The sequence below is a fragment of the Burkholderia sp. MSHR3999 genome (assembly GCF_000833595.1).
GTDB lineage: Bacteria > Pseudomonadota > Gammaproteobacteria > Burkholderiales > Burkholderiaceae > Burkholderia > Burkholderia ubonensis.
The window spans coordinates 1,083,857-1,104,213 of the sequence record NZ_JRFO01000007.1; the positions used below are offsets into that span (position 1 = coordinate 1,083,857).

General features: G+C 70.9%; 18 protein-coding genes. 4 read left to right on the forward strand and 14 right to left on the reverse strand.

What is annotated here, in order from left to right:
* Positions 1–20 precede the first annotated feature (20 nt).
* Positions 21–410, forward strand: coding sequence for a BON domain-containing protein (locus KY49_RS28395; protein WP_042588805.1), 390 nt, complete (start codon positions 21–23; stop codon positions 408–410).
* A 142-nt stretch (positions 411–552) separates the two neighbouring features.
* Here the strand turns inward: KY49_RS28395 and KY49_RS28400 are convergent, their stop codons facing one another.
* The 4 genes from KY49_RS28400 to KY49_RS37785 form a co-directional block, all read right to left on the reverse strand.
* Positions 553–1,044: a PRC-barrel domain-containing protein gene (locus KY49_RS28400; protein WP_042587698.1), complete on the reverse strand. Its 492-nt coding sequence runs from the start codon at positions 1,042–1,044 to the stop codon at positions 553–555.
* 190 nt (positions 1,045–1,234) lie between these two features.
* Positions 1,235–1,447 (reverse strand): hypothetical protein, encoded by a 213-nt coding sequence (locus KY49_RS28405; RefSeq protein WP_042587699.1) that lies wholly within the window; start codon positions 1,445–1,447, stop codon positions 1,235–1,237.
* A gap of 607 nt (positions 1,448–2,054) precedes the next feature.
* Entirely contained in the window at positions 2,055–2,816 is a 762-nt protein-coding gene (locus tag KY49_RS28410) for a DUF4397 domain-containing protein (protein WP_042587700.1), read from the reverse strand.
* Between the two features lie 135 nt (positions 2,817–2,951).
* Positions 2,952–3,185 (reverse strand): hypothetical protein, encoded by a 234-nt coding sequence (locus KY49_RS37785; RefSeq protein ID WP_143134584.1) that lies wholly within the window; start codon positions 3,183–3,185, stop codon positions 2,952–2,954.
* Between KY49_RS37785 and rpoN the strand changes: the two genes are divergently transcribed.
* Both rpoN and KY49_RS39065 read left to right on the forward strand, forming a co-directional pair.
* The gene (gene rpoN / locus KY49_RS28415; protein ID WP_042587701.1) at positions 3,175–4,614 is read left to right on the forward strand and encodes an RNA polymerase factor sigma-54; all 1,440 of its coding nucleotides are present in this window, start codon (positions 3,175–3,177) and stop codon (positions 4,612–4,614) included. The genes KY49_RS37785 and rpoN overlap by 11 nt on opposite strands.
* A gap of 98 nt (positions 4,615–4,712) precedes the next feature.
* Positions 4,713–4,835 (forward strand): hypothetical protein, encoded by a 123-nt coding sequence (locus KY49_RS39065; RefSeq protein WP_269433330.1) that lies wholly within the window; start codon positions 4,713–4,715, stop codon positions 4,833–4,835.
* A 15-nt stretch (positions 4,836–4,850) separates the two neighbouring features.
* On the opposite strand, the gene KY49_RS28420 is transcribed toward KY49_RS39065, so the two are convergent.
* Both KY49_RS28420 and KY49_RS28425 read right to left on the reverse strand, forming a co-directional pair.
* Entirely contained in the window at positions 4,851–6,170 is a 1,320-nt protein-coding gene (locus KY49_RS28420) for a cation:proton antiporter (protein ID WP_042587702.1), read from the reverse strand.
* Between the two features lie 33 nt (positions 6,171–6,203).
* Positions 6,204–6,575, reverse strand: coding sequence for a DUF3175 domain-containing protein (locus KY49_RS28425; protein ID WP_042588806.1), 372 nt, complete (start codon positions 6,573–6,575; stop codon positions 6,204–6,206).
* A 265-nt stretch (positions 6,576–6,840) separates the two neighbouring features.
* Between KY49_RS28425 and KY49_RS28430 the strand changes: the two genes are divergently transcribed.
* Positions 6,841–7,164, forward strand: coding sequence for a DUF3022 domain-containing protein (locus KY49_RS28430; protein WP_059632994.1), 324 nt, complete (start codon positions 6,841–6,843; stop codon positions 7,162–7,164).
* Positions 7,165–7,239: 75 nt separating this feature from the next.
* Here the strand turns inward: KY49_RS28430 and KY49_RS28435 are convergent, their stop codons facing one another.
* From KY49_RS28435 to glgX, 8 genes are all read right to left on the reverse strand, one after another.
* Entirely contained in the window at positions 7,240–8,001 is a 762-nt protein-coding gene (locus tag KY49_RS28435) for an endonuclease/exonuclease/phosphatase family protein (protein ID WP_042587704.1), read from the reverse strand.
* Positions 7,998–10,190 (reverse strand): VTT domain-containing protein, encoded by a 2,193-nt coding sequence (locus KY49_RS28440; protein ID WP_042587705.1) that lies wholly within the window; start codon positions 10,188–10,190, stop codon positions 7,998–8,000. Before KY49_RS28440 ends, KY49_RS28435 begins: the two co-directional genes overlap by 4 nt.
* Positions 10,187–10,522 (reverse strand): hypothetical protein, encoded by a 336-nt coding sequence (locus tag KY49_RS28445; protein ID WP_042587706.1) that lies wholly within the window; start codon positions 10,520–10,522, stop codon positions 10,187–10,189. Before KY49_RS28445 ends, KY49_RS28440 begins: the two co-directional genes overlap by 4 nt.
* 570 nt (positions 10,523–11,092) lie before the next feature.
* The gene (locus tag KY49_RS36395; protein ID WP_071732865.1) at positions 11,093–11,239 is read right to left on the reverse strand and encodes a DUF3096 domain-containing protein; all 147 of its coding nucleotides are present in this window, start codon (positions 11,237–11,239) and stop codon (positions 11,093–11,095) included.
* 354 nt (positions 11,240–11,593) lie between these two features.
* Positions 11,594–14,236 (reverse strand): malto-oligosyltrehalose synthase, encoded by a 2,643-nt coding sequence (treY, locus tag KY49_RS28450; RefSeq protein WP_042587707.1) that lies wholly within the window; start codon positions 14,234–14,236, stop codon positions 11,594–11,596.
* Positions 14,233–16,365 carry a 4-alpha-glucanotransferase gene (malQ, locus tag KY49_RS28455; protein ID WP_042587708.1) on the reverse strand — a complete coding sequence of 711 codons (2,133 nt, stop codon included), beginning with the start codon at positions 16,363–16,365 and terminating at the stop codon, positions 14,233–14,235. Before malQ ends, treY begins: the two co-directional genes overlap by 4 nt.
* Entirely contained in the window at positions 16,362–18,152 is a 1,791-nt protein-coding gene (gene treZ / locus KY49_RS28460) for a malto-oligosyltrehalose trehalohydrolase (RefSeq protein ID WP_042587709.1), read from the reverse strand. The genes malQ and treZ overlap by 4 nt, the downstream gene beginning before the upstream one ends.
* The gene (gene glgX, locus KY49_RS28465; RefSeq protein ID WP_042587710.1) at positions 18,149–20,356 is read right to left on the reverse strand and encodes a glycogen debranching protein GlgX; all 2,208 of its coding nucleotides are present in this window, start codon (positions 20,354–20,356) and stop codon (positions 18,149–18,151) included. The genes treZ and glgX overlap by 4 nt, the downstream gene beginning before the upstream one ends.
* Between the last annotated feature and the right edge of the window lies 1 nt (position 20,357).

Sequence of the window (20,357 nt, forward strand, 5' to 3'; positions counted from 1 at the left end):
GCATGACGAAGGAGGTCAAGATGAACGCAAGACAGTTGCAAACCTGGACCGAATGGCTGAAGCGCCATCCGGCGAAACGGCTCGGCGCGGCGGTCGCGATCACGACGGCCGCGTTCTGCGCCGCCGCCGCCCCGCACGTGGCGGCGGCCGCCGACAACGACGCGTCGTCGGCGCTATCGACGGCCGGCGCCAGGATTCGCGACGCGGCGATCACGACCAAGGCGAAGGCGGCGCTCGTCGGCACGGACAACCTGTCGTCCGGCGACATTCACGTGAAGACGCGGCGCGGCAACGTCGTGCTGACGGGCAGCGTGCCGGACTTGCAGCAGCGCAAGCTCGCGGTCGATACCGTGAAGCAGGTCGAAGGCGTGAAGGACGTCCACGACCAGCTCACGATCCGGCCGAAATGACGGCTGAACCCGGCAGGACGTCCATTCGGTGAATGGCGCGCTCCAACCGGCCGGCGGCCGGCGAACGCGCTCGTCCGCCCTGCGACGTCAAACGGGAACGAAGGGGCACGTGCGGCGCCCGCGACGATGCAGCCGTTGCCCGTCAGCGCGGGCGTTCGTCGCGCCCGGGGTAGTTCGGCGGCATTTCGTCGTTCGGCATGTCGTGGCCGAACTCGTCATCGTCGCTCTCGTAAGGGGCGCTGCGTGAGTCGTCGTGAATCGGCCCGGCCCATTGCAGATCGGCCAGCGACGGCCAGTGGTCCTTGTCGAATCCCGTAGCGCTACGAACCTGTTCGGTCGACGCCGACAACAGGAAGCACTTGCGCTCGGTGTCGAGCGTGAGCGCGTTCCACGGAACCGCGAGCAGCTTGTCGCCGATCCCGAGCAGGCCGCCGCTCGACAGCACCGCATAGGCGATACGGCCGGAACCGACGTCGAGCATGATTTCCTTGACCTTGCCGACGTCGTCGCCGTCGGTGGTGAGGACCTTGTCGCCTTCGAGCGTGCTCGCGGTCATGAGGTCCGGGCCGGGGCCGCGCGCTGTTTCGCGTCCCTTGCGGATGATGAGGGTTCTGCCTTGGTCGGGTGTGTTCATGGAGATCCTCCGGGCTGGCGCGAACGTTACCCATGCCGGGCGGTGTGTCGCGCGGGGGCGTGTCCAGGCCGGCGTGGCGCGCGGTGCGTCGTCACGTCCGCCTGGGGCTTCGATACGCGCTGGTGCGCGTCGAATCAACGAGCATGTGGCGTGCCTTGGCGCGAAGCGCATTCGGGCATCGTGTCGGCGACTACTTCCGGCTCGGCTTCGACGGATCGATGCGCGTGACGCCGCCGATCGCCGGCGGATCGCTGGCAGGGAACGTGTTGTCGAGCGCGTCGTCGATGTGACGCTCCGAATGGCGAGCGTGCGTGTCGCCGTGATGTTTCCGCGGCGGCGGCGAATGCCGGGTGCGCCGCCCGTGGGCCGGCGCATCGCCGCCGGCGTGTTGGGACTTCGTCATGTCCGTCGCTCCTTCAAGGGGGCATGCGTTCGCAAGTGCAACGGGCGTTCCCGCGGGACGGCGTGAGCGCCTTGCGCCGGTTGAAAGTTTTGCAGCGGTCGAAGCAGGTATTTCAACGGCCGGCGGCTCGCAGCTGCAGACGTGCGGCTCGGCGACGCGCAGCGCAGGCGGTACGCCGCTTGCGGCTCGACGGGACACCGTGGCGGCCGGTACTTCGACGAGCGTGGCGTTTCCATATCGGGGAACATCCTGGCCAGGCTCATGGGCGGCTACATTTTCTGGAGGACTCCGATGAAACCGAATCTGATACACGGCGCTGCCGCATGGGCGATCGCCGCCGCGTGCGGTGTCGCAGCATGCTCGCATACGAGCCCCTATGGATCGCGTCCCGACGTCGCCTCGCAGCAAGGCGAGCAAAGCGGCGCGATGCAGTCTCCTTCGATGCAAGACCCAGACAGCCGTTACGACACGAGTCCCACAACGAGCGGAACGGCACCGGCGCCATCGACGGACGAACACCGCAACCCGGGCTCGCAGCCGCCCACGGTTTATTGACGATTGCCGGCGGGCGCGCCGTCGCGCACCCGCCGCCGTTACCACCGGCGCATCACTGCGGCCCGAGTTCGATGGCCGACGTATCCGCGTCATTGCCTTGCGCGACCAGCACGTGAATGTCGTTCGGCGTCACGTCGGCGATGCCGCCCGACGGAATCGTCAGCAGCAGCCAGTCCGCGTTGTTGCCGAGGTTGACGGGCGCGGTCTTCAGGATCGGCGCCTTGCTGCCGGCCGTCGTGACGATCACCTGATAGGTGCCGCCGTTCAGGTAGATCGAATCCTCGCCGGACGACGGCGACGCGTTCTGGTACGCGGCGCCGCTCAGCGTCGGGCTCTGCATCGTGATGTCGGTGCCCGGCGCCACGACGTAGACGTCGACGTTCTGCGCATTCGGCGACGCGTTGAAGCTGCGCACCCGCGCCTTGTCCGACAGCAGGGGCTTGGCGAACGGATCGTCGATCACCGAGATCAGTGACGACTTGCTCGGCAGCGCGATCGTCGTGTAGTGGTGCCCGTTCGCGGCGCTGAAGGTCTGCGCCGCGATGGTCGTCGTCGTGCCCGATACGTCGTAGCTGGCGTTCTCCGTGCCCGAATCGATGTCGTGATAGCGCGTCACGCCCTTGTACGCGACGCCCGACGCGTCGATCTTCGCGTTCAGGTAGTAGTCGAGGTTCGGGCCGCTCGGCACCGCGTTGATGAAGCGGCCCTGCGGATGGGAGATGCCGAGCTCGGTGCCGACGTCGTTGCCGCCGCCGCATGCCGCGAACGCGGAGATCACGGCGCACGCCGCCACAACCATTCGGATGGATGTCATGTCGTCCTCTCGTATGGGGAAACCCGCTTGCCTTGCGCAATCGACGCATGGGCGCGCAAATCGCTACACAGGTCGTTGGTTGGAACGAATGCCGCAATGACGCGACGCGCGCCAGACGGCGCGCCAACCCGCGCATCACCCGTACCCGCACCGTGAACCCGGATGGATGAGCGATCCGGCTCGCATGGGCCGGGCATGACGGGCAAACTTGCCGATCGCTTGTAAAAAAGTGAGGAAACCGGCCGCGACGCGGGGGTGCGAACCCGCGCGGGCATCGGCAGGCACGCGCGCCGGCGCCATTGGCGCGGATGTTGCGTGCCATTCGCACACCGATGCGATGAACAGCAGGAGGGTGTCGATGTCCGTCACGCTTGCGCTCCAGATGCGGCAGCATCTCGCACTCACACCGAGGCTCCAGCAGTCGCTGCGCCTGTTGCAGATGTCTTCGCTCGAGTTCCAGCAGGAGTTGCGGCTGGCGCTCGACCGCAATCCGTTTCTCGAGGACGTCCGGACCGACGACGATGACGGCGCGGCGGAACCGTCGTCCGCGGCCGAGGCATCCGAAGCATCCGCGCCCGAAACCGCCGCGCTCGACGGTGCGCCGCCGCCGACCAACGAGATCGCCTATACGGCCGAGCCCGCGGCGCGCGGGCCAGGCCGCGCGGACGACGACGCGCCCGATGCGGCGGCCGGCGAATGGAGCGCGGCGGAACCGTCGCTGCATGCGTACCTGCACGACGCGCTGCGGCTCTATCCGCTGAACCGGCGCGATCGCGCGGCGGCGCGCCTGATCATCGACGCGCTCGACGACGACGGCTACCTGCGCCAGGCGCTGCCGGAGCTCGTGCTCGCGGCCGACCCGGCGCTGCTGCTGAACGAACGGGATCTCGCGGTCGCGCTGCGGCTCGTGCAGGCGCTCGACCGGCCCGGCATCGCCGCGCGCACGCTGGCCGAATGCCTGCTGCTGCAGCTCGATGCGCTGCCGGCCGGCACGCCGGCGCTCGCGCAGGCGAAGGCCATTGCCCGCGACCATCTCGAACGTCTTGCCCATCGCGAGACGGCCGAGCTGCAGCGGCGGCTCGGCTGCGACGCGCCGACGCTGCACGCCGCGTGCGCGCTGGTGCGCGGGCTCGATCCGCGTCCCGGCGATCACTACGGCAGCACGCGCGGCGACTACGTCGTGCCGGACGTGATCGTGCGCGAGGTGCGCGGCGAATGGATCGTGACGATCAACCCGGCCGTGCTGCCGCGCGCGCGGCTGCACCAGCGGTACGCGGAACTGTTCGCGCGCGCGAGCGGCGAGCGCGATTCGCCGCTCGGCCAGCAGCTGCAGGAGGCGCGCTGGCTGATCCGCAATGCGCAGAAGCGCTTCGACACGATCCAGCGCGTCGGTGCCTGCATCGTCGCGCGCCAGCGGGATTTCTTCCGCTACGGCGAAATCGCGCTGAAGCCGCTCGTGCTGCGCGACATCGCGGACGAGCTCGACCTGCACGAATCGACGGTGTCGCGCGCGACCGGCAACAAGTACATGGCGACCCCGTACGGCACGTTCGAGTTCAAGCACTTCTTCCCGCGGCGGCTCGAGGCGGCCGGCAACGGCGCGTGCTCGGCTGCTGCGGCGAAGGTGCTGATCCGCGACATGATCGCCGCGGAGGGGCACGCCGAGCCGCTGTCGGACGTCGCGCTCGCGCAGCGCCTCGCCGGCCGCGGCATCCTGCTCGCGCGCCGCACCGTGACCAAATATCGGCAGGCGATGAAGATTCCGCCCGCCGGGCTGCGGCGGCGCGATTCGGTCTGACTCGGGCCTGACTCGCGCCTGACGTTCACGCAATCGAACACGAGCATCGCCATGCCGGCGAAATCCCAGGCTCGACAACGCGCGGCGGGCGCCGCGCAATGGACGATCGATATACGCTGCACGCTCGGCTCGAGCGGCTGGCACGCGACCCGTGGAACGGCTATCGCGGCGTCCGCCAGCGCGTGACCGCGCAGATGCGCTCGCAGCTCGGGCCGCCGTGACGGCGTCGTGACGAATCAGTGCCGGCGCGGACGCCGGTGATACCGGCTCATCAGCGGCGTCGCGGACACCCCGTGCGCGATCACCGATGCGGCGATGACCGCGAGCACCGGCGCCGCGAGCGGTCGCACCGCGTCGGCGGGCCCGTGCTCGAGCACGAACGCGAGGTAGTAGAACGAGCCGATGCCGCGGATGCCGAACCATGCCATCAGCCGCCGCTGCGCGCGCGTGGCGTGTGAGCCGGCGAGCGAAAGCATCACCGAGGCCGGCCGCACCACCAGGAACAGCGCGGCGGTCAGCGCGGCCGTGCGCCACGTGAACACCGGGCCGGGCAGCGTCGCGAGCACGCCGCCGACCATCGTCATCACGACCGCTTCCGCGATGCGTTCGAGCTCGATCGTGAAGCCCAGCACCGATTCGGCCATGTACGCATGCGCTTTTTCAGGGTGCTGCTCGGTGGCGACGACGTCCGCCGCGTCGATCTTGCCGATCACGTCGTGCGGCGCGCGGTCGCCGCTCGCCTGGTGCTCGACGCGCCGCATCGCGACGCCCGCGGCGAACGTCGCGATGAAGCCGAAAGCATGCGCGAGCTGAGCCGCGCCGAACGACAGCACGATCAGCGCGAGCGCGAAAAATCCTTCGAGGCCGAGCGCCTGCGCGTGTTGCGTGCGCAGCCAGCCGATCGTCTTCGTCGTCGCCCAGCCGAGTGCGCCGCCGATCGCGGCGGCGCCCGCGATGCCCCACAGCGTCGCCAGCGCGAAGCCGGCGGACAGGAGCGGCATCCGGTGCGTCGCGTCGGGATTGCCGCACAGCGCGAGCCCCGCGAGCGCGAACGGCAGCGCAATGCCGTCGTTCAGGCCGCCTTCGCCGGACAGCGCGAAGCGCACGAGGTCGCGGTCGCCCGGGTCGCGCACCTGCACGTCGTGCGCGAGCACCGGGTCGGTGGGCGCGAGGATCGCCGCAAGCAGCACCGCGGGACCCCAGGCGAGCCCCAGCGCGACCACCGCGCAGCCGGCCAGGAGCGGCACGGTGACGATCATCGCCAGCAACCCGAGCCGGCACGGCATGCGCCAGAGCGGGTCGAACAGCGGCACGCGCAGCCGCAGCCCGATCGCGAACAGCGACACGAGCAGCGCGACTTCGACGACGCTGCGCAGCAACGGCGCGTCGCGTTCGAGGTCGAGGTGCAGCAGCCCCGCGCCGGCCGGGCCCAGCAGCACCCCGAGCAGCAGGTAGATCATCGCCGTGCTGCACGGCAGATGGCGCAGCGCCGAGGTGGCGATGCCCATGCTCATCAGCACCGCGCCGACGATCAGGTACCACAGGGTTTCATGCATGCGCGGTCTCCGTGCAGACGGCCGCGGACCGCGTCAGGGCTTGCGGCCGAAGGCCTCGCGCAGCTTGCGCTTCGCGCGCTCGAGCGTCGCCCGTCGCGATTTCGGCAGATTGCGGCCGGCGCGGTTGACGTAGAAGTTCAGCATCGACATGGCCGACTGGAACGGCGTTCCCTTGCGCCGCCGGCTGCGCTCGGCCGAGCGCTTCAGCGACGCCGCGACGGCCTCCGGATCGTCGGATTTGAAGATGTCCGGCTCAATGTCGAGCACGTCGCCGGCACGTGTGACTTCGGCGGACCAGCGCCTGCGCTGTCGTGGATCGGCACTGCGGCTACGGCCGGCGCGTCGCGTCAGGCGCTTTCCATGGCCTTGTTTTCCATGGCCGTGTGCTGCTGAAGGATGAGTCATCGATGAGTCCCCGTCGAAGCAGGTGAAACGGTCCGGCGCGATGGCGCGCCTCGCCGCATGCAGCAATGCGCATGCCGCACGGCACGGGGCAATGGGCATGATGCTTGCGGGAATCTGAACGGATGCGTGTTTCCAAGGAGGACGTACACGATGGTATTCGCAATCCGACCCGGACAATGATCGAGCGCCCCTGGCGCGTCGACAGAGGCACTGCACGATGCGCCGCCGACGGATGGATCGTTCGGTCAACTCAACGGAGAACATCATGCATTCGAATGCCGAAAGGGAACTCGACACAACCGTCCGCTTCGACCCGGAGACGGGCACGATCACTTTTCATGCGGCGTGGGCCGCCGCGGCTCATACCGCGTCCGGCGGCTCTCCCGGTCCTGCAATCGACGTCGTATTCGATTGCTGGGTGATGGAGCGCTATGCCAATCTTGATGCCGCCGCACGCGGGCGCGTCCATGCACTGCTGCACGACGCCGTGGAGCAGACGGTCGAATGCCTGCCCGAACAAGCGGACGCGTGCAGGCTGACCGTCGAAATCACCGACGCGCTGCTTGATGTGGCGACCCGCCTGCATTGACGACACTCGGGCGTCGCGCATTACATCCGATTGAAAAGAATTCACGCTGTTCCGTTCGGGGCGCGATGACGTGCGTTACGTCACCGCGACCGTCCCAGGCGGGGCCGGCACGCGCATGCGCGCGACGAGCGGGTAGTGATCCGACGCGCGGCGGGCGCGTGCGGAGCGATGCACGGCCACGTCGATCAGCAGTTCGCCGGGATGGATCCAGATCCGGTCGAGCGCGAACAGCGGATAGAGGGTCGGGAAGGTGCGCGGCGCGGGCGCGCGCCGGAAGCGCGTCACCAACGTGCGCAGTGCGCGGCCGCGCATCAGCCATTCGTTGATGTCGCCAAGCAGGATCACGGGCATCGCTCCCGTATCGAACGCAGCGAGCAGGCGCTGCACCTGCTCGCTGCGTTCGGCGGCCGACAGCCCCAGATGGGTCGCCACCACGCGTATCAGGCCTGCGCCGCAATCGATGTCGGCGTCGAGCGCGCCGCGCGGTTCGCGATGGCGGAACGACAGGTCGAGCGTGCGCGCCGCGCGGATCGGGCAGCGCGACAACACCGCGTTGCCGTAGCGCCGTTCGGTGGTGTCGATCGTCACGCCGGCCGCCGCGTTCAGGCCGGTGGCCGCGCGCAGGTGGGCGAGCACGTCGGCGCCCCGCGAGCCGCCGAGCGGCACTTCCTGCAACGCGATCACGTCCGCGTCGAGCTCGTCGATCACCGCGGCGATGCGGTCGGCGGCCGCCGCATGCCAGATGCCGAAGCCGCCTCGAATGTTGTACGTGGCGATGCGCAGGTCGCGCGCGCCGGGCGGGCGCGGCGGGCTTGGGGAAGGGGCGGCGGCACTCATTGCAGCCGCCGCAGGATTCGCACCAGCAGGACCGACGCGCCGATGAGCACGGCGCCGATCGCGGCAAGCCACGCGAATGCCGCCGGCCCCGGATGCGCGAGCGCGGCGCCGAGCTGGTGCGCGAACGTCACGGTCAGCGCGATGCCGGGCAGCATGCCGATCGCGGTGCCGACCAGGTAATCGCGCAGCCCGATGTGCGAAGCGCCCGCGACGAGGTTCACGACCGTAAACGGCGCGATCGGCAGCAGCCGCAGCAAGGTCATCGCGACGATGCCGCTCCTGCCGAGATGCCGGCTCAGCCGGTTCGCGCGCGCGCCGGCAAGCCGGCGCACCGCGTCGCGCCCGAGCCAGCGGCCAAGGCCGTAGGTGGCGGCGGCCGCCGCCATCGTGCCCGCGGCCGCATACGCGAAACCGGGCCACGCGCCGAACACGAGCCCCGTGACGGTGATCAGCAGCGTGATCGGCACGGACAGCGTTGCCGCGACGACGTATCCGGCCAACAGGATCGCGGGCGCGACCGGCAGGCGCGCGATGCGCAGCGCCGCTTCCGACAGCGTCGCGACGTTCACGTGCGCGGCCAGCGGCGAAAAGCGCCACGCAGCCGCGAGCGCGGCGATCAGCAGCACGCATGCGCCGAGCACGACGAGACGCGCGCTCAGCGAGCGGCGCTGTTCCAGCGGCACGAATTCGCGCACGAGCCGCTCGGGCTCGATCGGCCGCTCGGGGTCGAGCCGCGCGCTGACGGGCACGAGCGCGTCGAGCTGCGGCGCGACCGCCGGGTCCAGCGGCAGCAGCGTGCGGCCGCGCGCCGCGCGCAGCCGCTCGATCGCTTCGTTCGGCCGCGGCGCGAGCGCCAGCGCCTCGGCGACCCGCTCGACGGTCGTGCCGAGGTGCTCGGCGAGCAGCCGGTTGCGCGTGTGCGCGATCGCCGCGCGGATGCGCGCGTCGCCCGCGGCGACGAGCGCGATGTCGCATTCGGTGTCGAGCAGCATCGAGCGATTGTTGAGATTCGCGCTGCCGATCACGAGGCACTCGTCGTCGACGATCATCACCTTGCTGTGGACGTTCACCCAATCGCGGTCGAGACCGTCGACGTGCGGATACAGCAGCCGGTAGCGATCGAAGCGGTCGGCCGCGACGAGCGCGGCATGCAGGCGTGCGCGCAGCACGCCCATCGTCGCTTCCTGCAGCCAGCCGCTGTGGGCGGGCGGCGCGACGACGGTCACGTCCGGCGCGCACGCGTCGGCGAGGCGCGGCGACAGCGTTTCGCGCACGACGGCCGCCGTGAAGTACTGGTTCTCGATGTACAGATGCCGCCGGGCCGCGCGGATCGCGTCGGCGACGAGCGCGCAGACTTGCCGGACCGGCTCGCGGCCGCGTTGCGCCGGCGCCGTATAGGCGACACCGACGCGCACGTCACGCACGTCGACCGGCGTGCCGGGCGGCCACGGGTCGCCGCCGTCGTTGCGGCGCCGCTGCGCGCGGATCGCGACGCGGCGCCCGCATGCGTAACGCCAGCGCTGGCGCGCCTGCTCGCCGATCGACGCCGCCGCGTCGCCGTCGAACATCGCCTGGATGTCGTGGAACGGCCGGTATGACGCGCCGTCCGCGTCGCGGCGGCGCGGCTCGTCGGCCGCGTGCGACGGCGTGTCCCAGCGCGCGCGTGTCAGGTCGAGCCCGCCGACGAATGCGACGCGGTCGTCGATCACGACCAGCTTCTGGTGATGCGACGCGCCGCGCGGATGCGCGCCGTCGAGCTGGAACACGATCCCGCGATGGGATCGCCACGCCGTGCGGTACACGGGCGGCCAGTCGCGCTCGAGCGCGTAGATCATCGCGAAGTCCCACGCGAGCACGTAGATGCGCAGGCGCGGACGGGCCGCCGCGAGCGCGCCCAGAAACGCGCCGAGCGGCTCCGGAAAGCCGTCGTTCGCGCCGTCGGGCACGAGCCGCATCCGGCTGTCGATGTCCCATCCGACGATGAACACGGTATGGCTCGCGCGAACCAGTGCCGCGCGCAGCGTCGAGAAATAGGCGGCGCCGTCGATGAGGGTGGTGAAGCGGTCCGCATGACGGATCACGTCGCAGTTCCGGCCGCATTCGAGCATGCCGTGACGCCCCGCATCGCGCCGGGCGTTGCGCGTTTCGGCGCCGTGATCCGGGTGCCGCGATTGCGTCGCGGACGTCATGACGCGTCTTCGCCGTCGCCGTGGAGGTGTTGCAGCAGCGCTTCGCAGCGTGCGCGCAAGGCTTTCAGTTGCGGCGCGTCCAGGTTGGCAGGGCTGCGGCCGCCGTCCTCCCGGTCGTCGCGCGCGGTCGCCATGTCGTAGATGTCGTGCGAGAGCGTGACGGATGCCGCACCGATCCGGACCCGTTCAAGCCAGTCGTATTCGATCCGGTGGTATGACAGCCAGGTGCGCATGGTCGCGACGAGCACATCGGGCGGGAGCCAGCGGCCGGTCCGGATGCGGGCGGCGAGCTGGCTCGTCACGAGATGGGCGAGCAGGTCGAATCGGGTCATGCGAGCCTCCTTGGGTGCCGCAGATCGCCGGGCAGTCGATGGCCGGCCCGCATATTGCGTTCCCGCTGCGTTCCGTCGCAGCGATCGGCCGGGCCGCCGGCACGGCCGCGCGCGTTACAGCGCCGTTGTAAAAAAGCGCACGCACGCGACGTGCGCAACCGTCCGGCTGTGGCGGCAGGAAGCTTGCTTCAAAGCGGGTGGGGCTGCGGCGCATGCAGCGTCAGGGAGGAGCCCACGGCCCCCATCGGACATCGCAACGCAAGGAACGCGAACATGAAGCGCGCCACGATCGGGCACGCGGGCCGCCATGCGCGCCGCGACTACCGGGGCGGCCGGCAGCGCACCGCGCCGTCGGCCGCGTTCGCCCGATCGCGGCGACGCGGGTGGCACCGATGCGGATCGAGGATTACGCGGCCATCGTCGACGGCTGCCCGGGCGGCGAAGGCGCATTCGTCGCCGCCGGTTTCTGGCTCGCGCAGGTCGCGCTGGTCAACGTGCGCTCGCGCTGTCGGGCGCCGGGCGCGACGATTTCGGCGCCGGCGCGTGAAGTCGCGACGCGACGTGCGCAGTTCAATGGATACGTCCGCCGAACAGCCCGAGCATCCCGATGACGATCAGGTAGATCGCGACGATGAAATTCAGCAAGCGGGGGACGATGAGGATGAGAATGCCGGCGATCAGCGAAACCATCGGGCCGGCGCTGGTGAGAATGTTCATGGTTCGTCCTCCGCAAGATTGACAATGCGCGGGCGCAGCCTGCCGCCGTCAACGTGCTGTCCGCGAGCGCGAACGCGTCAAGGGGCGCAAGCGCCGTGCCCGGCCCGGCGTTCCATCGCGGCGCGGGACATGCTTGCACAGTTCGGGCATCCGTCAACTTCAAGGCGCCATGCCATGAACAAGGATCAGGTGAAGGGCCGCATCGCGGAAGCGAAGGGCAAGCTGAAGGAGGTCGCCGGCAAGACACGGGCGTCATTCGGCGATGCGAAGGAGCGATTCAAGAAGTGATCGCGAGGCCTGACGGCGCGGATCGAACCGCGCTTGCAAAACGCACGGAAACCATGAACATCCCCGTCAGCCGGCCGGCACCAGCAGCGCGACCGGCAGCGTATGCAGCACGTCGCGCAACGCGAGCGCGCCCTCGGACGGCACATGGATGGATGACGTGAGCGCGTCGCGCCATGCGGCGGGCTGACCTGGCATTGCGGGCAACGCGGCGGCGCTCGACGCCGATGCCGCGGGACGCGTGAGGAGGATGGCCGTGTCGCGCCAATGGTGCGGCGCAATGCGAGGCGCCGCGCCTGCCTGGAGCCAACGCGCGGCCAGCCGGCTCGCCACCGCGACGACAGGGCCGCCGGTGCGGTCGCCGGCGCAACGGGCAAAGGCGATCGCATGGTTGGCCGCCGCGCCGGTGACCGGCAGCGGCATATACGCGCCGCCGTCGAAACATGCCGCGTGGGCGCGTCGAATCGCGAGCACGTCGCGGATCAGCCTCAGCTTGATTCGGCCGTCATGCCAGTGCGCGAGTTCGTCGAGCCCGGCAGCCCGCGACGCATCGCTCATCGGCGCGAGCGCGGCCTGCCGTGCGGCGAAGTCGACCGGCCGGCGGTTGTCGGGATCGACGAGGCTTTCATCCCAGAATTCGCATCCCTGGTAAAGATCGGGCACGCCCGGCGAGGTCATGCGCAGGAACGTCTGCACCAGGCCGTTGAGCGCGCCTGCCGCGGCGATGCCGCGCACGAATTCGTCGAGCCCGGCGACGAACGGGGGCGCATGCAGGATCGCAGCGACGAAACGGCGGCAGCCGGTTTCATAGGCGTCGTCGGGCGCGAGCCACGACGTGCGCAGCTTGGCCTCCCGAATCGCCTTCAGTTGCCACGCGGCGATGCGTTCGCCAAATGCGTCGATCCCGGCAGGCGCCGTGGCGTCGCGAGCGGGCTCGGCAAGCCATGCGGCGGGCCACGCGCCGATCAGCGTCTGGTAGAGCATCAGCTCGTCGGCCGGCGAGGGCGCGGGGCCGGAAGCCAGCGTCGCCCGATGGCGCGCATTGTCGTCGAACCATCTCGACACGGCCGCCGCGAAGCGCTCGGGCACTTCGCTCAGCACGGCCAGGCGCGCGCGCACGTCTTCGCCGCGCTTGTGATCGTGGGTGGCGGTCGTGAGCATCGTGCGCGGGAAGGTGGCGCCCCGCGCCGCGTTGGCCGCATGGAAGGCGGCGACGGAGATGCCGAGCGTGGCGAGGTCGGCGCCGACCTCGTTGCGCGACAGCGCGCGGGCCCAGCGATAGCCGACCGTGTCCTCGACCGATTTCGCCGCGAGCGGCGCGGTGACCTGGGCAAAGCGGATCTGGGCCTCGCGCAGCCGCCGGCGCCGCCCCGGCGCGTCGGCGCCGAGCCAGCGGTCGAGCTGCGCAAGCACCGGCCGGTCGAGCGGATGCAGTTCGGCCCGCGCGCGTGGCAGCGCCGCCGCGAATGCGGCCGCGTCGGTCGCGCTGCGCGGGCCGGCGCACGGATACGCGCGGTAGACGGGAAAGTGGCGCGCCAATGCGCGCACGCACCGCTCGATGGCGGCCGGGCTGGCATCGCACCCGGACGGCTCGCGGCCGGCGATATCGCCGAGTACCGTCATCAGCCGCGCGACTTCGCTGCCGAACGTCTCGTCGAGCAATTGCGCGCGGGCGGCAACGACGTGCGTCGCGAGGTCGCGCGCGTCGCCGGCATGGTCCCGCCAGATCCCGGCGAGCGCCTCGGCGCCCGTGTCGTCATGAAGCACGGCGGCGACGTCGTTCATGAAATCGTAGCCGGTCGTGCCGTCCGTGCCCCAGGCCAGGTCGAGCGTCTCGCCGCGCATGAGGATCTTCTCGACGAGGACGTAAGGCTGGCGGCGGCCCGCGCGCCGCAGCGCGCGCACCAGCCGCCGGCAATACGCGCCCGGATCGGCCAGGCCGTCGACGTGATCGATGCGCACGCCGTCGATCAGGCCGTCGCCGAACAAGCGGATCAGCAGCGCATGGCTCGCGTCGAACACCGCCGGATCGTCGACGCGCACGGCCGCGAGCGTGGTGATGTCGAAGAACCGCCGCCAGTTGAGCGCATCGCGCGCGAGCGGCCACCAGGCGAGCCGGTAATGCTGGCGTTCGAGCAGCGCATGCCAGTCGTCGGCCGAGCGCATCGACGATGCCGCGTCGCGCGTCGCCGGGGACAACGGGAACCGCTGCCCGGCATAGTCGATCTCGAATTCGCCATCGGTTCCCCGCGCCAGTTGCAGTTGGCCGCGCGCGAGCACGACGGCGAGCGGCTCGGCGAGCACCGGCAACAGAACCTTGCCGCGCGCATCGAGCGCACGGCTCGCCCAGTCGATGTCGAAAAACGATGCGTAGCGGCTCGCGCGGCCATGGGTCAGCACGTCCTGCCACCAACGGTTCGCGGCGCCGATGCCCATATGGTTCGGCACGATGTCGACGATCAGGCCCATGCCGTTGTCGTGCAGCCGCGCGGCAAGACGCCGCAAGGCCGTCTCCCCGCCGAGCTCGGGATTGACGAGGTTCGGATCGACGACGTCGTAGCCATGACGCGAGCCGGGCTGTGCCGCGAAGATCGGCGACGCATAGAGATGGCTGATCCCCAGCGCCGCGAAATAGTCGATCGCAGCTTCCGCGGCGCTGAATGGGTAACCGTGGTGAAACTGGAGCCGCAGTGTCGCTGTCGGCTGCGTCATCGCGCTGCCTCGTCGCGCGCCTGCGCGAACGCCCGCAGCCGCGCGGCGACGCGGGCGTCGGCCAGCAGCCGCGGCGCCGCGGCCGGCAGGCGCCGACGCCAGTTCGGGTGGCCCGTCGCCACGCCGGGCAGATTGACCGGCTCACGCTGGCCGATCGCGTCCTCGAGCGGCAGCAGCGCGAGCGGCGCCGGCGTGCGGCCCACGAACGCGGCAATTTCCGCCAGCGGCGGCTCATTTGGCGGCTCATTTGGCGGCTCATGCGGCGGCTCATGCGGCGGCTCATGCGGCGGCGTAACCGGCGCGCCGGGCGCCAGCCCTTCGTCGCGCAGCGCGTGCCACAGCGCCATGCGTGACGTGCGTCGCTCGCGCCACGCGTCGCGCGCGAACTCGCTGGACCCGCCGTGCCCGACGCGCTTGCGCCACGCGATATCGCGCCCTCGCCACCAGCCGGCAACGGTCGGCAAATCGTGCGTGCTGGTCGTCGCGACGGCATCCGCGCGCCACCGGGCGGGCGACGCGAAGCCATCGCCGTTGCGGGCGAACCAGAGCACGTCCAGGCCGAGCAGGCCGGCCGCCGACAAGTGCGCGCGCAGGTCCGGCGGCACCGTGCCGAGATCCTCGCCGAGCACGATGGCGCGATGGCGCCACGATTCGAGCGCGACCAGCGCGAGCATGTCCTCGAGCGGGTAGCGCAGATACGCGCCGCTGGCGGCCGGCATGCCGTCGGGCACGATCCACAGGCGCGCGAAGCCGAGCACGTGATCGATGCGCACGCCGCCCGCATGGGCGAGCACGGCCCGCAGCATGTCGATGAACGCGCGGTAGCCATGCTGCCGCAACGCCCACGGCGCGAAGGTCGACAGGCCCCACGATTGCCCGAGCGGATTGAACGGGTCGGGCGGCGCGCCGAGCGCCACGCCGTTCAACATGTCGTCGGCGTGGCACCAGCGCTCGCTGCCGGCCGGGTCGACGCCGACCGCGAGATCGGCCAGCAGGCCGATCGTCATGCCCGCGTCGCGCGCGGCATGCTGCGCCGTCGCGAGGCCATCGCGCGCGAGCCACTGCAGGAATACGTGAAACGCCACCTCGTCGCGATGCTCACGGGCCCGGCGTTCGACTTCCGGCGATTCGGGCGCGCGCACGTCGGCCGGCCAGTTGCGCCAGTCGTCGCCATGCTCGCGGCGCAGCCGGGCATGCAGCATCTCGAAGCGGGCGTGATGCTCGAGCGGCGCACCGCCCGCGTCGCGGAAGGCGTCCAGCGATTCGCGTTGCGCGCGGCTCAACCACCGGTCTCGCCGCGCGAACAGAAACCGCAGGACGCGCAGCCGCGCGCGCACCGCCGGCGCCCACGCGACGAGCGGCTGCGACTCGCGGCGGGCGAAGCCGGCGGACAGTGCGAGGGACGCCACAGCTTCACGCACGGCATGCGCGCCGCAGCATGCGGCCGGATCGACGTGAGCCACGTTGTACCAGCGCCGGTTCGAAGGCGAATAGGGGCTGTACTGCGCCGGACGCGCCGCGAACATCGCATGGACCGGGCTCACGGCGAGCGCCTGGGCGCCGAGCGGCGCCGCCGCTCGCGCCAGCTCGGCCAGCGCGCTGAAGTCGCCGAGCCCGCCGTCATGTGCGCGCCGCAGGCTGTACATCTGCACCGCCAGGCCCCATCCGCGTGCGCGATCCGGCAACTCATGGCAACGGGGCGGCGCGACGGCGACCGTCAGGCGGCTGCCGCCGATTTCGAGGCCGTGATAACCGGGCCGGGCGAGCGGCGGCAGCCGCGGCGCGTCGCCGCCGGCGCGTGCGGCGACGTGGCCCTCGTGCGTGCCGCCGTTTTCCCAATCGAGCCGGTAGCGCATGCGGCCCCGCCCACCGAGCCACGGCAGCGGTGTCGGCTCGCCGCAGGGCGCGATCAGCAGCGGCGGCGCGTTGACGACCCGTTCCGCCTCGCGCAGCCGTGCCGCGCTCTCGCCGCATTGCCGGGCCGTCATGCACGGCAGCCCGAACGCCGACAGGATGGCGCGCACCGTATCCGGGTCGACCCGGCGCGCGTTGCCGGCGGCGTCCTGCCAGTCGATCGCGAGGCCGGCTTGCCGGGCCAGCTGCACCAGCGCGTCGCGAGCGGCGTTCACGGCGGCGCCTCCAGCCACGCCACGCAACTGGCCGGCGCCAGCTCGCCGGCCGCGAGCCGCTTCGCCGCGTCGTCGGGTGTGCTGCACAACACCGTGCCGGCCGGCATGGCGGTGCAGCCGGCGGATTGCCGGTGCAGGTTCACGTACAGGGTCAAGGCGGCGCCGTCGTTCATGCGCCAGCGCGCCCGCACGGCGCCGGCGCTGATCACCTCGGCGCCGAGCGCGCGGGCGCCGGGCAGGCGCGGCACGAGCATCGCGCGTCGCGTGGCCAGCAAGGTCCGGTACCAGGCAAGCCACGCGGCGTGCGCGGGCTGGTTCGCGTCGCTCGGCGTGGGGCACGAGCGTGTGAACGTGCCGACATCGTTCGGGTCGGGAATCGCCGCGCGCGCAGCGGGGTCGGCAAACGCGCGCTGGTGCGCGAACTCCGTGCGCCGGCCTTCGCGCACCGCGTCGGCCAGCGCGTCGTGGTAATCGGTGAAGTAGAGGAATGGCTGCGTGCAGCCCCATTCCTCGCCCATGAACAGCAACGGGATCTGCGGCGACAGGAGCAGCAGCGCGACAGCCGCGCGCAGCGCCTGCGCGTCGCACAGGGCCGTCAACCGTTCGCCGTGGGCACGGTTGCCGACCTGGTCGTGATTCTGCAGGAACATCACGAACGCGGTCGTCGGCAGCCACGCGCTCGGTTCGCCGCGCCGGCGCCCGAGGCGCGCGACCTGCTCGCCCTGGAACGCAAACCCGTCGGCGAGGCAGCAGGCCAGTCGCGCGGTCGGGGCTTTGGCGAAGTCGCGGTAATAGCCGTCATGCTCGCCCGTCAGCAGCACGTGGATCGCGTTGTGCGCATCGTCGTTCCACTGCGCGGTGAAATCGTGCGCGAGCAGGCTCGCGCGGTTGTCCTCGTTCTCGAGCACGAGGTGGATGTGCCGGTCCGGCTCGCGCAGCGCCGTCTGAGCGCGAACCCGGCGGGCCAGCTCGACGAGAAACGACGTGTCGCCGATCGCATGGACGGCGTCGAGGCGCAATCCGTCGAAGCGGTATTCGAACAGCCAGTACAACGCGTTCTCGATGAAGAATTCGCGTACCGCCGGCTGGCCGAAATCGATCGCGTCGCCCCACGGCGTGCGTCGCGACGCGTCGAAGAACGGGGCGGCCAGACGGCCCATCGCGTTGCCGTCCGGGCCGAAATGGTTGTAGACGACGTCGAGGAACACCATCAGGCCGAGACCATGCGCGTCGTCGATCAGCGACTTGAGCGCGTCGGGCGAACCATAGGCGGCTGATGGCGCGAACGGCAGCACGCCGTCGTAACCCCAGTTGCGCGTGCCGCCGAAGGTCGCGATCGGCATCAGCTCGATCGCCGTGACGCCAAGTGCGGCGAGCCGCGGCAGTTGCGCGGCGACGCCCGCGTATCCGCCCAGCGCGCCGGCGTGCAGCTCGTACAGAACCGTTTCGTGCCAGGGCCGGCCCCGCCAGGCGGTGTGGCGCCAGCGAAACACGCCGGCGTCGCAGACGATGCTCGCGTCGTGCGGGCCGCCATCCTGGGCGCGCGAGGCCGGGTCGGGCAGCGCCGTCCCGTCGGCGAGCACGTAGCGGTAGCGCGCGCCGGCGGCGCAGGCCACCACGGCCTCGTGCCAGCCGTCGGCCAGCGCCGTCATCGGCACGCGGGCCTGGCCTTCGACGGCCAGCATCACCGCCGGGTGGCTCGGCGCCCACAGGCGAAAGCGCGTGGTGCCGTCGGCTTGCGGCGCGGCGCCGAACGGCAGCGGATGGCGATAGGTGCGGGTCGTCATGCGGTGTCCCCGCTGTCGGGCGCGGCCGCCGGCGGGGCGTCGCCGGCAGGCGCCGCCGGCGCTTGGGCCTGATCCTCCGGCGGCGCGGCCTCCGGCGGACGCCAGTCCTTGCGGATGCAGCCCGTCACGATGGCCAGGCTATGCGCGGCGATCTCGATGGCCGGCGTATGGATCGCATGCGGGAGGATCTCGGGCTTGGCCGTGCCGATTTCCATGCGCCAGTGCGCGCCGGGGGCCGGCAGCGCGAACGACAGCGGCACGCCGGCGCCGTTCATGAGCCACAACGCCAGCTCGACATCGCCGTGCGCGTTGCGCGCCGCGCGCCGCAGCACGAGCGCGCGGCCCTCGGGGTTGTGCCAGTCGTCGGGCGTCAGCTCGACGCCGCGCTCGTCGAACCAGGCGGTGCCTTTGACGTTCGGCGCGACATCCCTGGCGTCATGCACGAATTGCTTGACGCGCAACAGCGGCACGGCGCGCCGCAGCGCCGTCGCGCGCGCCACGAATGCCGTCAGCGCCGCGCCTTCGGGTGACGCGGCCCGGTTCCAGTCCAGCCACGACAGCGGGTTGTCCTGGCAGTACGCGTTGTTGTTGCCGGCCTGCGTGCGGCCGAACTCGTCTCCGGACAACAGCATCGGCGTGCCGCTCGCGAGCACGTTGGTCAGCAGCAGCGAGCGCCGCACGCGGGCGCGCACCGCACGGATGGCCGGGTCGTGCGTCGGGCCCTCGACACCCCAGTTCGCGCTGAAATTGTCAGGCGTGCCGTCGCGGTTGTTCTCGCCGTTTGCTTCGTTGTGCTTGTGCTCGTAAGCCACCAGGTCCGCCAGCGTGAAACCGTCATGCGCCGTGACGAAATTGATCGACGCCCACGGCTTGCGGTGGCGGCGGTCGAACACGTCCGCCGACGCCAGCAGGCGGGCGGCGAGCTCGGGCCGCGTGCCCTGGTCGCCGCGCCAGAAGCGCCGCACCGTGTCGCGAAAGCGCCCGTTCCATTCGGCGAAGCCGGGCGGATGGTTGCCGAGCTGGTAGCCGCCCGGTCCGACGTCCCACGGTTCGGAGATCAGCTTGAGGCGCGACAGCACGGGGTCCTGCAGGATCGCGTCGAAAAAGCCCGCGCCCGGATCGTAGCCCTTGCCTTCGCGACCGAGCGTGACGCCGAGATCGAAGCGGAATCCGTCGAGGTGGAGCGCTTCGACCCAGTAGCGCATCGAATCCATCACCATTTGCAGCACGCGCGGATGCGACAGGTTGAGCGTGTTGCCGCAGCCCGTGTCGTTGATGAAACGGCGCTCGTCGCCGGGGATGAGGCGGTAATAGCTGGCGTTGTCGAGGCCGCGCCACGAGATGGTCGGCCCGAGCTCGTTGCCTTCGCAGGTGTGGTTGTACACGACGTCGAAGATCACCTCGATGCCGGCCGCATGGAGGCTGCGCACCGCGTGGCGCATTTCGTCGAGCCTGCCGCTGGCGAGGTAGGCCGGCTCGGGCGCGAAGAAGGCCATCGTGTTGTAGCCCCAGTAGTTGCGCAGGCCGCGTGCAAGCAGGAAGCGGTCCTGCATGAACGCATGCACGGGCAGCAGCTCGATCGCGGTGATGCCCAGGCGCTGCAGATGTTCGATCACCCGCGGCGACGCGAGCGCTTCGAAGGTGCCCCGCGCCGGCCCGCGCAGCGTGTCGAGCTGCCTCGTCAGGCCGCGCAGGTGCGCCTCGAGGATGACGGTGTCGTCCCACGGTATGCGCGGCCGGTCCGGGTCGTCCCAGTGGACGCTGTCGTCGACCACCACGGCCTTCGGCATCGCGGGCGCACTGTCGCGCCGGTCGAACGAGAGATCGGCGCGATGCGATGCGAGGCGGTAGCCGAACAGCGCGTCGGACCACCGCAGCCTGCCCGTCAGCTGCCGCGCATAGGGATCGAGCAGCAGCTTGGCCGGGTTGAAGCGGTGGCCGTGCACCACGTCGTAGGGGCCGTAGGCGCGATAGCCGTACGCGAGCCCGGGCCCCGCGCCGGGCAGGTAGCCGTGCCAGATCTCGTCGGTGCACTCGGGCAGGGTCATGCGTGCGAGTTCCTTGCGGCCGCCGTCGTCGAACACGCACAGGTCGATGCGCGACGCGTTGGCCGAGAAGACCGCGAAATTCACGCCGAGGCCGTCCCAGCGCGCGCCGAGCGGCGCGGCCGCGCCGGGCAGGAGATGGTCGGCAAAGCGCGCCATC

Bases quoted from the DNA above. Each gene is read 5' to 3' on its own strand.
- KY49_RS28395 (WP_042588805.1), top strand. From the start codon at position 21: ATGAACGCAAGACAGTTGCAAACCTGGACCGAATGGCTGAAGCGCCAT.
- KY49_RS28400 (WP_042587698.1), bottom strand. From the start codon at position 1,044: ATGAACACACCCGACCAAGGCAGAACCCTCATCATCCGCAAGGGACGC.
- KY49_RS28405 (WP_042587699.1), bottom strand. From the start codon at position 1,447: ATGACGAAGTCCCAACACGCCGGCGGCGATGCGCCGGCCCACGGGCGG.
- KY49_RS28410 (WP_042587700.1), bottom strand. From the start codon at position 2,816: ATGACATCCATCCGAATGGTTGTGGCGGCGTGCGCCGTGATCTCCGCG.
- rpoN (WP_042587701.1), top strand. From the start codon at position 3,175: ATGTCCGTCACGCTTGCGCTCCAGATGCGGCAGCATCTCGCACTCACA.
- KY49_RS39065 (WP_269433330.1), top strand. From the start codon at position 4,713: ATGGACGATCGATATACGCTGCACGCTCGGCTCGAGCGGCTGGCACGC.
- KY49_RS28420 (WP_042587702.1), bottom strand. From the start codon at position 6,170: ATGCATGAAACCCTGTGGTACCTGATCGTCGGCGCGGTGCTGATGAGC.
- KY49_RS28425 (WP_042588806.1), bottom strand. From the start codon at position 6,575: ATGACTCATCCTTCAGCAGCACACGGCCATGGAAAACAAGGCCATGGA.
- KY49_RS28430 (WP_059632994.1), top strand. From the start codon at position 6,841: ATGCATTCGAATGCCGAAAGGGAACTCGACACAACCGTCCGCTTCGAC.
- KY49_RS28435 (WP_042587704.1), bottom strand. From the start codon at position 8,001: ATGAGTGCCGCCGCCCCTTCCCCAAGCCCGCCGCGCCCGCCCGGCGCG.
- KY49_RS28440 (WP_042587705.1), bottom strand. From the start codon at position 10,190: ATGACGTCCGCGACGCAATCGCGGCACCCGGATCACGGCGCCGAAACG.
- KY49_RS28445 (WP_042587706.1), bottom strand. From the start codon at position 10,522: ATGACCCGATTCGACCTGCTCGCCCATCTCGTGACGAGCCAGCTCGCC.
- KY49_RS36395 (WP_071732865.1), bottom strand. From the start codon at position 11,239: ATGAACATTCTCACCAGCGCCGGCCCGATGGTTTCGCTGATCGCCGGC.
- treY (WP_042587707.1), bottom strand. From the start codon at position 14,236: ATGACGCAGCCGACAGCGACACTGCGGCTCCAGTTTCACCACGGTTAC.
- treZ (WP_042587709.1), bottom strand. From the start codon at position 18,152: ATGACGACCCGCACCTATCGCCATCCGCTGCCGTTCGGCGCCGCGCCG.
- glgX (WP_042587710.1), bottom strand. From the start codon at position 20,356: ATGGCGCGCTTTGCCGACCATCTCCTGCCCGGCGCGGCCGCGCCGCTC.